The organism is Streptomyces sp. NRRL WC-3626, from assembly GCF_000718785.1.
GTDB lineage: Bacteria > Actinomycetota > Actinomycetes > Streptomycetales > Streptomycetaceae > Streptomyces > Streptomyces edwardsiae.
Genome location: NZ_JOCA01000015.1, coordinates 157,206 through 171,043, shown reverse-complemented (window position 1 = coordinate 171,043; position 13,838 = coordinate 157,206). Strand labels below are relative to the sequence as shown.

At 70.3% G+C, this 13,838-nt stretch carries 15 protein-coding genes; 2 read left to right on the top strand and 13 right to left on the bottom strand.

The window, feature by feature from the left end:
- Positions 1-93: 93 nt before the first annotated feature.
- From IF28_RS0123120 to IF28_RS0123105, 4 genes are read right to left on the bottom strand one after another with little or no spacing between them, the layout of a single operon-like run.
- Positions 94-774 carry a response regulator gene (locus IF28_RS0123120; RefSeq protein ID WP_030223663.1) on the bottom strand — a complete coding sequence of 227 codons (681 nt, stop codon included), beginning with the start codon at positions 772-774 and terminating at the stop codon, positions 94-96.
- Positions 771-2,036, bottom strand: coding sequence for a sensor histidine kinase (locus IF28_RS0123115; RefSeq protein ID WP_030223661.1), 1,266 nt, complete (start codon positions 2,034-2,036; stop codon positions 771-773). The genes IF28_RS0123120 and IF28_RS0123115 overlap by 4 nt, the downstream gene beginning before the upstream one ends.
- Before the next feature lie 45 nt (positions 2,037-2,081).
- Complete coding sequence (locus IF28_RS0123110; RefSeq protein WP_030223658.1) at positions 2,082-2,849, bottom strand: ABC transporter permease; 768 nt, start codon at positions 2,847-2,849, stop codon at positions 2,082-2,084.
- Positions 2,846-3,766 (bottom strand): ABC transporter ATP-binding protein, encoded by a 921-nt coding sequence (locus tag IF28_RS0123105; RefSeq protein ID WP_030223656.1) that lies wholly within the window; start codon positions 3,764-3,766, stop codon positions 2,846-2,848. The genes IF28_RS0123110 and IF28_RS0123105 overlap by 4 nt, the downstream gene beginning before the upstream one ends.
- 94 nt (positions 3,767-3,860) lie before the next feature.
- Here IF28_RS0123105 and IF28_RS0123100 point away from each other — a divergent pair, with 94 nt between their 5' ends.
- Complete coding sequence (locus tag IF28_RS0123100) at positions 3,861-4,406, top strand: GNAT family N-acetyltransferase (RefSeq protein ID WP_030223653.1); 546 nt, start codon at positions 3,861-3,863, stop codon at positions 4,404-4,406.
- Positions 4,407-4,414: 8 nt separating this feature from the next.
- Here IF28_RS0123100 and IF28_RS0123095 read toward each other — a convergent pair whose 3' ends face one another.
- The 9 genes from IF28_RS0123095 to IF28_RS0123055 form a co-directional block, all read right to left on the bottom strand.
- The gene (locus IF28_RS0123095; RefSeq protein WP_030223651.1) at positions 4,415-5,920 is read right to left on the bottom strand and encodes a type IV secretory system conjugative DNA transfer family protein; all 1,506 of its coding nucleotides are present in this window, start codon (positions 5,918-5,920) and stop codon (positions 4,415-4,417) included.
- A gap of 12 nt (positions 5,921-5,932) precedes the next feature.
- A complete protein-coding gene (locus tag IF28_RS0123090) occupies positions 5,933-7,342 on the bottom strand; it encodes an ATP-binding protein (RefSeq protein ID WP_030223649.1) in 1,410 nt (469 codons plus the stop codon).
- Between the two features lie 13 nt (positions 7,343-7,355).
- Positions 7,356-8,915 carry an SCO6880 family protein gene (locus IF28_RS0123085; protein WP_030223647.1) on the bottom strand — a complete coding sequence of 520 codons (1,560 nt, stop codon included), beginning with the start codon at positions 8,913-8,915 and terminating at the stop codon, positions 7,356-7,358.
- Complete coding sequence (locus IF28_RS0123080) at positions 8,912-10,228, bottom strand: hypothetical protein (protein WP_030223644.1); 1,317 nt, start codon at positions 10,226-10,228, stop codon at positions 8,912-8,914. Before IF28_RS0123080 ends, IF28_RS0123085 begins: the two co-directional genes overlap by 4 nt.
- The gene (locus tag IF28_RS0123075; RefSeq protein WP_030223643.1) at positions 10,218-11,030 is read right to left on the bottom strand and encodes a hypothetical protein; all 813 of its coding nucleotides are present in this window, start codon (positions 11,028-11,030) and stop codon (positions 10,218-10,220) included. The genes IF28_RS0123080 and IF28_RS0123075 overlap by 11 nt, the downstream gene beginning before the upstream one ends.
- Before the next feature lie 200 nt (positions 11,031-11,230).
- Positions 11,231-11,539 (bottom strand): hypothetical protein, encoded by a 309-nt coding sequence (locus IF28_RS0123070; RefSeq protein WP_004929725.1) that lies wholly within the window; start codon positions 11,537-11,539, stop codon positions 11,231-11,233.
- Between the two features lie 234 nt (positions 11,540-11,773).
- On the bottom strand, positions 11,774-12,112 hold the full coding sequence (locus tag IF28_RS0123065) for a DUF397 domain-containing protein (RefSeq protein ID WP_030223642.1): 339 nt from the start codon (positions 12,110-12,112) through the stop codon (positions 11,774-11,776).
- Between the two features lie 9 nt (positions 12,113-12,121).
- Positions 12,122-12,316, bottom strand: coding sequence for a DUF397 domain-containing protein (locus tag IF28_RS0123060; protein ID WP_030223639.1), 195 nt, complete (start codon positions 12,314-12,316; stop codon positions 12,122-12,124).
- An 11-nt stretch (positions 12,317-12,327) separates the two neighbouring features.
- Positions 12,328-13,173, bottom strand: a complete 846-nt coding sequence (locus IF28_RS0123055; protein WP_030223637.1) for a helix-turn-helix domain-containing protein — start codon at positions 13,171-13,173, stop codon at positions 12,328-12,330.
- Between the two features lie 283 nt (positions 13,174-13,456).
- Between IF28_RS0123055 and IF28_RS0123050 the strand changes: the two genes are divergently transcribed.
- Positions 13,457-13,828 carry an ATP-binding protein gene (locus IF28_RS0123050; protein ID WP_234325328.1) on the top strand — a complete coding sequence of 124 codons (372 nt, stop codon included), beginning with the start codon at positions 13,457-13,459 and terminating at the stop codon, positions 13,826-13,828.
- Positions 13,829-13,838 lie beyond the last annotated feature (10 nt).

Below are 13,838 nucleotides of genomic sequence, written 5' to 3'. Positions count from 1 at the left end.
TACTGCAGGGGGGACCCTGTGGGAGAGTAGGACGCCGCCGAACAATCATTGTAGAAAGCCCCCGTGCCATTCGGCACGGGGGCTTTCTGCGTTTCAGGACGGCTCCACCAGTTTCGTGTCGTACGCCAGGATGACCGCCTGAATACGGTCCCGGGAGCCGGTCTTCGCGAGGATGCGGCCCACGTGGGTTTTCACCGTGGACTCGGCCAGGTGCAGGCGGGTGGCGATTTCCGTGTTGGTCCAGCCCATGCCGATGACCGTGAGGATCTCGCGTTCGCGTTCGGTGAGGGAGCTCAGGCGGGTATCGATGTGCGGGGCGTCGGTCAGGGCGGGCTCCGCGGTGGTCGTCGGCAGGTGCTGGGCGTAGGCGTCGAGGAGACGGCGGGTCAGGCCGGGAGCGACGACCGCGTCCCCGGTGGCCACGTTGCGGATGCCGGAGAGGAGTTCCTCGGGCTGGGCGTCCTTGACGAGGAAGCCGGAGGCGCCCGCGCGGAGGCCGGCGTAGGCGTATTCGTCCAGGTCGAACGTGGTGAGGATGAGGACGCGGGTGCGGTCGCCGGTGGCGGCGATGCGACGGGTCGCCTCGATGCCGTCCAGGCCGGGCATACGGATGTCCATCAGGACCACGTCGGGATGCAGTTCGGCCGTCATACGGATCGCTTCGGTGCCGTTCGCGGCCTCTCCCAGGACGGTCAGGTCGTCCTGGCTCTCCAGGAGCATGCGGAAGCCGAAGCGCTGGAGGGGCTGGTCGTCGGCGATGAGGACGGTGGTCACTGCGGGGATTCCTCCGGGAGCTGCAGATGGACGCGCCAGCCCTGCTCGGGGTGCGGGCGCGGGCCGGCCTCGAGTGTGCCGCCGTACAGGGACGTACGTTCCCGCATGCCGGGGAGGCCGCGGCCGTCGGTGGGGGCGGCGGCCGGCCGTACGGCTGCCGTGTCGGTGACCGTGGCGGTGACGGCGCCCTTGCCGCCGTAGACGATACGGATCTCCGAGGAGGCGTCGGGGCCGGCGTGTTTGAGGGTGTTGGTGAGGGCTTCCTGGACGACGCGGTAGACGGTGAGCTGGCGGCCCGGCGGGAGAGCGGCCCGGCCCTCGACGGTGGCCTGGACGGGGAGGCCCGCTTCGCGGACGCCGGCGATGAGCCGGTCCAGGTCGGTGAGGGCGGGCTGGGGTGCCCGTTCGGCGGGCCGGGGTTCCTCGTCGCGCAGGACGTCCAGGAGGCGGCGGAGTTCGCCGAGGGCCTGGCGGCTGGTGGTGGCGATGGCGTCCAGGGCCTGGGCGGCGCGTTCCGGGGACTTGCCGGCCGCGTACTTGCCGCCGTCGGCGAGGCCGGTGATGACGGACAGGTTGTGGCCGATGATGTCGTGCATCTCGCGGGCGATACGGGCTCGTTCGGCGGCGGCCGCCAGCTGGGCCTGCTGGTCGCGTTCGATCTCCAGACGGCGGGCGCGATCCTCCAGGGCGTTCGTGTAGTTCTGGCGGGTACGGACCGTGATGCCGATGAGGACGGCCACGAGGATCGATGTCAGCTGCGAGCCGATCTGCTGGCTCCACTCGCCCTCGCCGTAGCGGGCCGTGGACACCAGCACGGGGGTGAGCATCAGGGCCGGGGCCCAGAACAGATGGCGCAGGGGGAGGCGCAGAGCGATGTGGTAGACGACGACGAGCTGGAGGAGCGCGGCCTGGAGGGTGGCGCCCGACCAGGCGTTGACCAGGGCGAACGGGGCCATGGCGAGCAGGACCCCCGCGGGGTGGGTGCGGCGCCACAGGAGCGGGACGGACAGGCCGAGGCTCAGGACGAGGAGGAGGGGGCCGGGGACGTCCGGGTTGTGGGTGACGTTGCGCCAGCCGTCACCGGCGTAGTCGATAAGGGCGGCGATCACCCAGAAACCGCTGAAGTGCAGATCCCACAGCAGCGGGTGCCGCCGGTCGAAGGCGCGCACCCGCTGGTTGGCTCGTTGCAGGTACTGGGTGAGGGGTTCCGTCGTCCGTACCGCCGTCGGCGAAGCCTGTGGGTCGTTCGTCACGGGGTCCATGGTGGTGGGTGCGTCCGGCGGAGGGAACACGGTGGGCGGCACGGCTCAGACGTCCCGGCGGCGCAGGGTCGTCGCGGCCGCCGCGAGGGCGGCCGCCGCCCAGAGGGCGAGGGCGATGAGGGCCGTGCCGGGCGAGGCGGTGTCGGTGGCGGTGAGGGTCTGCAGGGCCTGGGCGGGGAAGTGGTCGACGGCGTCGTCGACGAAGGCGTACGGGAGCATCGCCAGGACCTCCGGGAGGATCATGAGGAGGCCGATGTACGCGCCGATGGCGAGCGGGACGGAGCGGGTCACGGCGCCGAGGCAGAGCGCCAGGACGGTGAGGAGCGTGAGGCCCGCCGCGTTGCCGGCGAGGCCGCGCAGGACGTCCGGGTCGCCGAGGGACGCCGACTGGTCGGTGTCGCCGAGGAAGGCCTGGGCGAGCGGGAACGTGAGCAGGTTGGTCCACAGGCAGAGCGGGAAGGCGGCGGCGGCCAGGACGGCGGCCTTGGACCACAGGACGGGCAGCCGGCGCGGTACGGCGGTCATGGTGGCGCGGATCTGGCCGGTGGAGTACTCGCCCGCGGTGGCGAGGATGCCCAGGACGGCGAGGGTGATGGTGGCGAACTGGGTGCCGAGGAGGACGAAGACGACCGTGTCCATGCCGCCTCCGCCGGAGCCGTCGTAGGCGGCGCTGACGCCGATGCCCATGGCGAGGGTGAGGGCGGCGGTGGCGGCGAGGTTGATCCAGGTGGAGCGGAGCGTCCACAGCTTGTGCCATTCGGAGCGCAGGACGCGGGCCGGGGTGACCCGGTAGGGCGGGGCGGTGGTGGTCATGCGGCTGCTCCTTCCAGGGCGGTGGGGTACTCGACCGTGTCGTGGGTGAGGTCCATGAACGCCTCCTCCAGGGAGGCCGTGCTGGGGGTGAGCTCGAAGAGGGGGATGCCGTGGGCGGCGGCCGTACGGCCGATGTGTTCGGCGTCGGCGCCCTGCACGGTGAGGCTGCCCGGGGCGTCCGTGGTGATCGTGACGCCGGGTGCGGCGAGTTGGCGTACGAGGGCGGTGGCGTCCGGGGTGACGACCTTGACGGTGCCCGTGCCGGAGTGGCGTACGAAGTCGGCGACCGTGGTGTCGGCGAGGAGCCGGCCGCGGCCGATGATGACCAGGTGGTCGGCGGTGAGGGCCGTCTCGCTCATCAGATGTGAGGAGATCAGGACCGTACGGCCCTCGGCGGCCAGGGACTTGAGGAGGGTGCGGATCCACCGGACGCCCTCGGGGTCGAGCCCGTTGACCGGCTCGTCGAGGATGACCGTGGCCGGGTCGCCGAGCAGGGCGGCGGCGATGCCGAGGCGTTGGCCCATGCCGAGGGAGAAGCCCTTGACCCGGCGGTTCGCGACGTCGGTCAGGCCGGTGAGGCCCAGGACGTGCTCGACGCGGCTCTTCGGGATGCCGTGGGTGAGGGCGAGCGCGCGCAGATGGTGGTGGGCGGTGCGGCCGGGGTGGACGGAGCGGGCCTCCAGGAGGGCGCCGACCTCGGTGAGGGGTGCGGGGTGGGCGGCGTAGGCGCGGCCGCCGACGGTGGCGTGGCCGCGTGTGGGGGCGTCCAGGCCGAGGATCATGCGCATGGTGGTGGACTTGCCGGCGCCGTTCGGGCCGAGGAAGCCGGTGACGGTGCCGGGGCGGACGGTGAAGGACAGGTCGGTGACGACGGTCCGGTCGCCGTAGCGTTTGGTGAGGTCCTGTGCCGTAATCATGTCTCGATGCTCGTCCGCGCGGGGGCGGTGGGCGTCGGACCGGGGACCGTATTCGGGATGAGGGCGGTCGTACCCCGGTACTACGGTGGCGGGCATGACTGCGAGCGTGGTGACCTTCGGGGACTGTGTGATCCGGCCGGTGCGGGCGGAGGAGTGGCGGGCGTCGAAGGAGCTGCGGCTCGTCGCGCTGCGGGATCCGGTCGCGCACCTCGCCTATCTGGACACCTACGAGGAGGCGGCGGCCCGGCCCGATGCCTGGTGGCGGGAGCGTACGGCGAACGGGGCCCGGCAGTTCATCGCCGAGGCGCCGGACGGGAGCTGGGTGGGCAATGTCGCCGTGCTGATCGAGGAGGCCGGGACGACCGACTGGGCCGGGCTGGCCGTGGAGCGGCGGCAGGGGCATCTGGTGGGGGTGTACGTGGCGCCCGGGTACCGGGGGAACGGGCTGACGAGGGCGCTGTTCGACGCGGCGCTCGAGTGGGCGTGGGGGCGCGGGGTGGAGCGTGTTCGGCTCGTGGTGCATCCGGAGAACGCGCGTGCGCTGGGGTTCTATCGCAAGGCCGGGTTCGTGGAGAGCGGGGTGACCGTGCCTCGGGCCGACGAGCCGGACGAGCTGGAGATGGTGGTCGAGCGGCCGTGATCTAGGACTCAGACGGGTAGTTCGGTGTGGGGCCAGCGGGCTCGGGCCTGTTCGCGGGAGCGGAGCAGGGCCAGTGTGGGCAGGCCGAGGTCCGTGCCGGTGGCGAGCAGGTCGGGGAGCTGGGGGAGCGGGGCCACGGCCGCCACGTCGTCGAGGACGAGGGTGAGTGGTGGGTCGAGCCGACCGGAGGATGACCGTGCGGCCATGCGCCGGCCGTGCTCGACCACGTGCGAGGTGAGGGCCGTCAGCAGGGGCATCGCGCCCGGGCTGGTGCGGGGGTCCTCGATGGATTCGCCCACGACGTAAAGCGTGCCCCCTTCATGGATGAAGGAATCCAGGGCGAGGGCATCAGTTCGGTTGGGAGTGCAGGCTTCACGGACGTTGACCGTGGAGAGGGCGGCCAGGGCACGGGTCGTCAGCTGCTGGGCCATGTCCCGGCGTTCGGGGTGTGCGGTGAGCGCGGCCTCGAGTTCACCGGCGGAGCCGGGGGCGGCCTTGGGGCTGGTACGGAGGATGCGTACGGCGTCGTGCACCTGGATGCCCTGGGACCAGCGGTGGACGTGGCGGATCGTACGGCCGTCCACGGCGGCGGCGTGGACGTAGCTGCGGAGGAGGGTCTCCGCGGTGTCGGCGACCGCCTGGTCGAGGCGGGAGGTGGGTCGTACGGGGCTGAGCAGTGCGACCGCTCTCGCCTTGGCCGTGTCCTTGTCCTCGCAGCCGGCCGTGGGGGACCAGTGGAGGCGGGCCGGGGTGTCGCACAGGTGGGTGGGGTCGTAGAGGTGGGTGGGGCCGAGTTTGGCGCGGGCGTCCTTGGTGTCGTGCCAGAGGGTGGGGTTGGAGGTGAGGACGAGGGCGGGGCCCTCGGCGTCGCGTACGGCCTGGGTGGCGGCGGTGTGGCGGGTGGCCGGGGGGCCGTAGCACAGCCCCGCGGTGGCCGGGGGGCCGTTGTGGAGCCCCGCGCCTTCGACGCGGGGTGTTTCCCACCCAGCCACCGGTTCACCGTCGGCCACGGGTGTCCGTACGGGTTCTTCCGGCACCGGCGTCTGCTTCTCGGGCTCCCTCGGGGTGGGCACCTCGTGGAGCTGCTTCGGCTCCGGTTCGGGCAGAGGCTCCGGTTCCGGTTGCCGCTGTCGCACCGCCGGCTTCCGGTCCGTCCGGCGGCGGGACCGTAGCGCCCTCCAGCGGGCCAGCGTGCCCATCACGAACACCGCCAGGACCGTCAGGATCATCAGCTGGCCGATGAACAGGCCCCAGAAGAGGCCGTAGCCCGAGAGGGCGGACTCCGGGGTGTCCGGCCAGGCGCCCGGGAGGTTGTCGGGTTCGGCGACCAGGTGCCGTATGGCCAGGGGGGTGCGGGTGAAGGTGATGCCGTCCGGCCAGTGGCCGTGGGCGAAGAGGCCCGCGAGGCCGGTGGCCGTCCACACCATCGCGGTCATGCCGAGCAGGAACGCGAGGATGCCGACCAGCAGCCCGTCCGGGATGCCGCCCTGCTCACGCCGATCGTCCGGTCTCACACGCGCCGCCCCCTACGCCACCGTCGATTCGGAGTCGCCGACGTGCTGCTCCATGAAGGCCGCCGCCCGCTCCTCCGCCTCCAGCTCGGCGGCGCGCAGGGCGTCGTCCGTGAGGTCGGCGGACGACTCGGTCATCGCGCGGTCGGTGAAGACCAGCGGGCGTTCCGTCTCCGTGACCAGGTGTTTGACCACCTGCACATTGCCGTTGACGTCCCACACCGCGATACCGGGTGTCAGCGTCGGGATGATCTCGACCGCCCACCTGGGCAGGCCGAGCACCCGCCCCGTCGCCCTCGCCTCGTCCGCCTTCTGGGCGTAGACGGTCCGGGTCGACGCCATCTTCAGGATGGCCGCCGCCTCCTTCGCCGCCGCCCCGTCCACCACGTCGGACAGATGGTGGACGACCGCGACGAACGACAGGCCGAGCCGCCGCCCGAACTTCAGCAGCCGCTGGAACAGCTGCGCCACGAAGGGGCTGTTGATGATGTGCCAGGCCTCCTCGACCAGGAAGATGCGCTTCTTCCGGTCGGGGCGGATCCAGGTGTGCTCCAGCCACACACCGACGATCGCCATCAGGATCGGCATGGCGATGGAGTTGCGGTCGATGTGGGACAGGTCGAACACGATCAGCGGTGCGTCGAGGTCGATGCCGACGGTCGTCGGGCCGTCGAACATGCCCCGCAGGTCACCGTCGACGAGCCGGTCCAGGACCAGGGCGACGTCCAGGCCCCAGGCCCGTACGTCGTCTATGGCGACGTTCATCGCCTCCGCGGACTCCGGTTCCGGGTGGCGCAGCCGCTCCACGATGTCGGAGAGGACCGGCTGGCGGTCGAGGATGGTCTCGTTGACGTAGGCGTGCGCGACCTTGAGGGCGAAGCCGGAGCGCTCGTCCAGGCCGTGGCCCATCGCGACCTCGATGATGGTCCGCAGCAGGGCGAGCTGGCCGGTCGTCGTGATGGACGGGTCGAGGGGGTTGAGCCGGATGCCGTGGTCCAGGGCGGCCGTCGGGTCCAGCCGGATGGGCGTGATGCCCAGCTCCTGGGCGACGAGGTTCCACTCGCCGACGCCGTCCTCGCCCTGCGCGTCCAGGACGACGACCTGGCGGTCGCGGAAGCGCAGCTGGCGCAGGACGTACGTCTTCTCCAGGGCCGACTTGCCGTTGCCGGACTCGCCGAGGACCAGCCAGTGCGGGGCGGGGAGCTGCTGGCCGTAGAGCTGGAAGGGGTCGTAGATGTAGCCCTTGCCGGAGTAGACCTCGCGGCCGATGATGACGCCGGAGTCGCCGAGGCCGGGCGCGGCGGTCGGCAGGTAGACCGCCTGGGCCTGGCCCGTGGACGTACGTACCGGCAGCCGTGTCGTCTCGACCTTTCCGAACAGGAAGGACGTGAAGGCGTCGGTGACGACGGACAGCGGATCCCGCATAGCGGCTCAGCCCCTACCTTCGAATGCCGGTGGCGAACGGGAGTGTGTTCACGAACGCGCGGTGGTGCTCGCGGTCGCACCACTCCACCTTCAGGTACGACTTTCCGGCCGACGCCCGTATGGTCCGCTTGTCGCGGGCCAGGGCCTCGGGATTGCGGGAGGAGACGGTGATGTAGCCGACCAGGTTGACGCCGGCCGCGCCGCTGGCGAGGTCCTCGCCGCGCTGGTCGAGGCGGCCGTGGGCGGCGATGTCGCGCGGGTCGACGGTGCGGTTCATCTTGGCGGCGCGGGACGCCTCCGCCTCGTCGTTGGTCTTCTCGGTCAGCATCCGCTCGATGGCGACCTCGGTGGGTTCGAGGTCCATGGTCACGGCGACCGTACGGATCACGTCCGGGGTGTGGACGAGCAGCGGGGCCAGGAAGTTGACGCCCACCGGCGTCATCGGCCACTCCTTGATCCACGCCGTGGCGTGGCACCAGGGGGCGCGGGTCGAGGACTCGCGGGTCTTCGCCTGGAGGTAGGTGGGCTCCATGGCGTCCAGCTCGGCCGGCCAGGCGTTGCGCCGCGACATCGCCTGGATGTGGTCGATCGGATGGTCCGGGTCGTACATGGAGTGGATCAGCGAGGACAGTCTGCTCTGGCCGAGCGGCTGCCGTACGCGGATGTCGGCCTCCTGGAGCCGGGAGCAGATGTCGGTCAGCTCACGGGCCATGACGACGGCGAGCCCCGCGTCCCGGTTCACCTTGCCGCCGCCCTGGCTGCGCATCGCGCGGGCCATGGTCTGGGCCTCGGCGGCGAGTTCGCGGTTGTAGTGCATGCAGGCGACGAGGTAGGCGCGGTGCTGCTCGCTGCTGGTCGACACCATCGACTGGAGCTGCTCGTACGACTGCTGCAGCCACCCCGGTGACCTGTCGTCGCCGCGGACGGCGACGTCCTTGGCGTGGGCGTCGGGGTCGGCGGGCAGGGTGCGGGCGAGCATCTGGATGCGGGTGACGAAGCCGTCGCCGTTGGCGACGTGCTTGAGCAGGGTGCCGAAGCGGTCGACGAGGGCTTCCTGGTCCTCGGAGTCGCGCAGGCCGACGCCCGGCCCCTCGATCTCGATGGCGGCGGTGACGGTCTTGCGGTCCGCGTGCAGCAGTACGGCGATCTCGTCGGGGCCGAACGGGGCGGCGAGCCAGGTGATCCGTCCGATGCCGGGGGGCGACCCGATCTCCACCTCGCGTCCGTCCAGGCGGGTGCCCGCCTCGGCGGCGCCGGAGCGGTAGGTGGTGTTGCGGCGCACGGTGCGCTTGAAGCTGCGGTTGATTTCGAACCACTTATAGAAGGTGCGGCCCTTGTAGGGCACGTACACGGCGGACAGGGCCAGCATGGGCAGGCCGGCGAGGAGCACGATCCGCACGGACAGGACGGGGACGAGGAGCCCGCACATCATGCCGAGGAACGCGCCCACGACGATCAGCGCGATCTCTCCGGTCTCGCGATTACGGCCGACGATCGCGTTCGGCCGGGCGCGGCCGATCAGATACGTACGGCGGGGCGCGATCACGTGGGACACGTGGGTCTCGGTCGTCAACGCCCGTCACCTCCCGTGCTGTTGGTGCTGCTGTTGCGGGTGTTGCCGGCATGGGGGGAGTTCACCGGGCTGCTGGAGCGCGGTGCGGGGGCGGCGCCGCCGCCACCCGTCGGGCGTGAGCTGTGGGCGGCGACTCCGCCGGAGGCGGGGTTGGAGGGGCGGGCCCCGCCTCCTCCGCCGCTGTTGTTGTCGGCGCGGGTGCTGTGCGTCTTGATGCCCTGAGAGACCAGCGTCGCCGGTGAGCTGATCACGGCGGCGGCCTTGCTCTCGGCGCCCTGCATGATGCGGTTGTTGCGGGAGCCCGCGATCTCGTCGCCGAAGCCGGGCACGAAGCGGTAGATCATCGCGCTGGCGAAGATGGCCAGCAGGATGATCGACAGTCCGGAGACCACGGCGGAGAACGCGTTGGGCCCGTCCTCGGAGGACAGCGCCCCGGCGAGGCCGAGCACGATCACGATCACGGGCTTCACCAGGATCACGGCGATCATGATGCCCGCCCAGCGGCGGACGTGGCCCCACAGGTTCTTGTCGACGAGGCCCGCGTAGACGACCGTGCCGAGGAGGGCGCCGACGTAGAGCAGGGCGGCGCGGATGACGAGCTCCAGCCAGAGGACACCCGCGGCGAGGATCGACACCAGCGACACGACGATCAGCATGATCGGGCCGCCGCCGATGTCGTCGCCCTTTTCGAGTGCCTCGGCGAACGAGCCGAAGAAGATGTCCGTCTGACCGCCGGTCGCCTTCGCCAGTACCTCGCTGACGCCGTCCGTCGCCGAGACGACCGTGTAGAGGATCAGCGGGGTGAAGGCGGAGGCGATCACGGTCAGCCAGAGGAAGCCGAGCGCCTCGGAGAGGGCGGTGGTGAAGGGGACGCCTCGTACGGCTCGCTTGGTGACCGCGAGCAGCCAGAGGACGAGCGTGAGGATCGCGGACGCCGCGAAGACGATGGCGTACTGCTGCCGGAACTGGGCGTTCGTGAAGTCGACGTTCGCGGTGTCCTCTACGGCCTTGCTGAGCTGCTTGATGGTGTAGGAAGCGGCGTCGGCGCAGCCTTTGGCGAGGGAGGCGAGGGGGTCGAGGGTGGTGGTGGGGTCGTTGAGGGTGCTGGATGCTCCGGAGCCCTCACCGTCTTTGCCTCGTTCGCAGTACTTCTTGGCCGGACCGGCGATCAGCGAGCAGGGGTCGGAGCTCTCCGTCGGTGTCGGCGAGGGCGAGGGGTCTGCGAAGGCACGCGTGGCCAGCAGGACGGCGGTCGCCTGAACGATCGCGACGAGGCCCGTGAGCTTGAGCGCACGGTGTCGGCTACCGGGCATAGGTGAAGCCTCCGAACTCCTGGACCGCCTTGCTGATCTCGTCAGCGCCGGTAACCGGGTTGTCCCCGGCCACGGGGGTGGGGCCGGTCTTCTGGGAGGTCTCGAGGACCTTCCAGTCGTCCCCGCTCCAGTTCAGCTTCATGGTCACGGTGAACCAGCTGTTGGTTACGGGGGTGGTCGACTTGTCACCGGCGAGCCCGAAGAGGCCGTTGCACCAGACCTCGACGGTTGCGCCGCTGTCGCTGAACGCCGTCACCTTGGTGCCTGCCGGAAGTGTGCGGCTGACGAACGTGCTCCCGGAGGGAGCCGCGCCGTCCTTGTCGAGCCCGACCGCTTTCAGGAAGTCCGCGGAGTAGTCGGCGTCGAAGCCGGACTGGAGCTTGCCCACTGAGCCGGGATCCGCCAGCGTCTGCACGATCTCGTGCCGCCGGGTGGAATTGAACATGCCGTCAGACCCCAACACGACCGCGTAGTTCGCCGCCGCGCTCTCCGCCCCCTGTTTGTCGTGGGCGAAGCCCGAGGGGATGCCGGCTGCCTTGCCGTCCACCGGCTTCTTTCCCGACGCCGCCGTCGACGACGCCTTCGGGGCGTCGCCACCGCCGCCACCGCCGTCGTCCGCGGCGGAATCCCCGCCTCCACGGTTCGCGAAGGCGATCGCCGCGATCAGGATGACCACCACACCGACCACCGTCACCAGGCTGCGCGACGACGAACGGCCGCCTCTGCGCGAGCCGCCGTACGGATCGCCGTCCCGTTCCGGCATGCGGGTGCGGGTCTGGCCTGTGTCGTCTCCGAGACTCATACCGCGTACGCCCCCTCAGCGTCGTGCGGAAACAGCTCGTGCTCCGTGTGTTCCATGTACGACGGTAGCCGTGCCGGGCCCTGTGCGGGCGGGGTGTGGTGACTGGACATCAGGGAAACGCAACCTCAGCCGGTGGGCACGACGGGCGGGTGGGATGGAGGGGGTGCCGGGCGTGCCCGGCCGGAAGAGGGGGAGCGGCGCTACACGGCCATGCCGTACACGATGGTGAACAGCGTGCCGAGCGAGCCGATGATGAAGACGCCCGTCAGGCCCGCGATGATCAGACCCTTGCCCTGTTCGGCGCTGAACGTGTCCCTCAACGCGGTCGCGCCGATGCGCTGTTTGGCCGCACCCCAGATGGCGATGCCCAGGCAGAGAAGGATCGCGACCGCCATGACCACCTCGATCATGATCTTGGCCTCGTTGCCCAGGCTGCCGAAGGGCCCCCAGTCCGGGGCGATCCCGCCGATAATGGTGTTGATGTCTCCCTCGTCGGCCGCGAAGAACATGTAAGTCACCGCCCCTGTATGGGTAGTTCCGCACCCTCTGCGGTCGTGCAGAGGTCAGGCCTCATTGTCGCCGAAAATGACGCCTTCGCATGTCGACTTGGCGTCATCCGTTGGCGGGTTTCGTACGAATAGCTTGCCACCGGCGCGCGCCGGTCTCCGCGAAGGGCGCGCTCCGATGGGGGAAGAGTCGTATCGTCACTCTGTTTATCACGCTGAGTGAAACTCTTGGTGACGCTACGCCACGAAGTGGTCGAACTCGCCGGCTTGGACGCCGAGCACGAAGGCGTCCCAGCGGCGACGGTCGGTGGTGACGGTGGGAGCGCCGGGGGCGTGGACGCGGACGCTGCGGTCGTCGGCGGTCGTCACGGTGAGGGCGGGGGCCCGGTGGTCCCGGTGCGGTTCTGCCTTGAGGGAGCGGAGAAGGGCGCTGAACGCGTCGGGGGTGGTGGTGAGGACGGCTCCGCCGGGATCGGCGGACTCGGTTATGTGAATCGCGGCGGGGGTGGCGGCAACGTGGACGCAGGAGTCGCCCTCCCCGCAGTGCGAAGACTTCTGCCAAGGGGAGCTGTGCATGACCGCCTCTCAGGTCGGCCGACCGACGCCTACGGTCTTGACGGCGTGGAGGAAGGAGCGGAATGCGGTGCGGCTGGTGGTGAGCATCGCGTCGCCGGGGTCGGCGGATTCGGCTATGTGTATCGCGGTGGGGGTCGCGGCGATGTGCACGCAGGAGTCACCTGATCCGCACCGGGATGACTTCTGCCAGTTGAGTCCGGGCATGGGGTTTCCTCTCACAGGTCTCGGACGAGGTGGTTGATGACATCGCGTGACTTCTCCGGGGTAAGTGCCCGGGAGTCCAGGCGATCGAGCAGGATCCGGTACATGGCCAGCTGCGCCTCGGCGTCGAGGAACACGGGTCCGTGGGACTGGTCGAGATGGACGGTGTCGAGCTGGGGGATGGGACCGTGCGAGTAGAAGATCGACTGCCCCGACCCCGGAAAGCCTCCGGCGGCGAACGGCAGCACCCTGATCGTGATGTGCTCCCGCTCGCTCATGTCCAGCAGGCGTTGTAGTTGCGCGCGGGCGGTCTTCGGGCCGCCGAACTGCATGCGTAGCGCGGCCTCGTGAATAACCGCGAGATACGGGTTGGCGGATGCGCGGTACAGCACGGCCTGCCGCTTTATGCGGAAGGACACCCGGTGCTCGATGTCCGGGGGTGGGAACTCGGGTACGACCTGCCGGAACAGTTCGCGAGCGTGTTCGGTGGTCTGTAGCAGGCCGGGGATGTGGACGGTCACGGCGCCGCGTAGGCGTGTTGCGTGGTGTTCGACTTCGGCCAGGTTCAGAAGCGCGGCGGGGAGAATCTCGCGGTACTCCTCCCACCAGCCGCGCTTGCGGTCCGCGGCCATGCCGCTGAGGGCCTGGACGAGGGCCGGATCGCCGCACTTGTAGTGGTGGGCCAACGTGCGTACGCGTTCTGGGCTCACGCCGATGCGCCCGGCTTCCGTGTTGCTGATCTGGTTCTGCTTCACGCCGAGAAGTTGACCGGCTTCTGTGGCGGTGAGTCCCGCGCGCTCGCGCAGTTTTCGCAGCTCGGCGCCAAGTCGAAGCTGACGACCGGTCGGGCTGGTTCTCACGGTTTCTGACGCTCCCTTGGCGTGATGGTCACCCAGACGAGTGGAAGCTAATGCAGATTTGGAGAACTGGCTAATGCATTAGCTGAGCCCGGCTAGCTTGGTTGCAGGCGCCCCGCCCAGAAGTGCACCGATCGACGGTTCGGTACCGCCACTGGGCCCCTGTTCGCACGCACCCAACTGACCTCACTGATCGGAGACTTCCATGTCCACCGTATCCCCGACCTGGTCCTACACCCTTCACCTCGCGCGTGATGCACGCTCACCGGGGATCGCCCGTTCGACCTTGCGATCCGTACTGTCCGCCTACAACCTCGGCGAACTCACCCCCACGGCCGAACTGCTCGCCTCGGAGCTGCTGACCAACGCCCATCTGCACACCGGCGGCCCGTACGCCCTCCACATCCGGCCGACGGAGTCCGGCCGGCTCCGGGTGGGCGTATGGGACAAGGACCCGGCCATCCCCTCCGGCCTGGGCGCCGGCCTCGTCCACGGCGCCATGCCGCACGGAGCCTCGGAGGGCGGACGCGGCCTGGGCCTCGTACGGGCGTACGCCGACTCCTGGGGCGCCTCCCTGCTGGGCGAACCGGGCGGCGGGAAGGTGCTGTGGGCGGAGTGCGGATGGCGCGGCCCGGCGCGGTCGGACACGCGCACGTAGCAACCGCGCC

Coding starts and splice junctions, on each gene's coding strand:
- IF28_RS0123075 (WP_030223643.1), bottom strand. CDS start 11,030: ATGAGTCTCGGAGACGACACAGGCCAGACCCGCACCCGCATGCCGGAA.
- IF28_RS0123100 (WP_030223653.1), top strand. CDS start 3,861: ATGACTGCGAGCGTGGTGACCTTCGGGGACTGTGTGATCCGGCCGGTG.
- IF28_RS0123090 (WP_030223649.1), bottom strand. CDS start 7,342: ATGCGGGATCCGCTGTCCGTCGTCACCGACGCCTTCACGTCCTTCCTG.
- IF28_RS0123080 (WP_030223644.1), bottom strand. CDS start 10,228: ATGCCCGGTAGCCGACACCGTGCGCTCAAGCTCACGGGCCTCGTCGCG.
- IF28_RS0123060 (WP_030223639.1), bottom strand. CDS start 12,316: ATGCCCGGACTCAACTGGCAGAAGTCATCCCGGTGCGGATCAGGTGAC.
- IF28_RS0123070 (WP_004929725.1), bottom strand. CDS start 11,539: ATGTTCTTCGCGGCCGACGAGGGAGACATCAACACCATTATCGGCGGG.
- IF28_RS0123065 (WP_030223642.1), bottom strand. CDS start 12,112: ATGCACAGCTCCCCTTGGCAGAAGTCTTCGCACTGCGGGGAGGGCGAC.
- IF28_RS0123115 (WP_030223661.1), bottom strand. CDS start 2,036: ATGGACCCCGTGACGAACGACCCACAGGCTTCGCCGACGGCGGTACGG.
- IF28_RS0123105 (WP_030223656.1), bottom strand. CDS start 3,766: ATGATTACGGCACAGGACCTCACCAAACGCTACGGCGACCGGACCGTC.
- IF28_RS0123110 (WP_030223658.1), bottom strand. CDS start 2,849: ATGACCACCACCGCCCCGCCCTACCGGGTCACCCCGGCCCGCGTCCTG.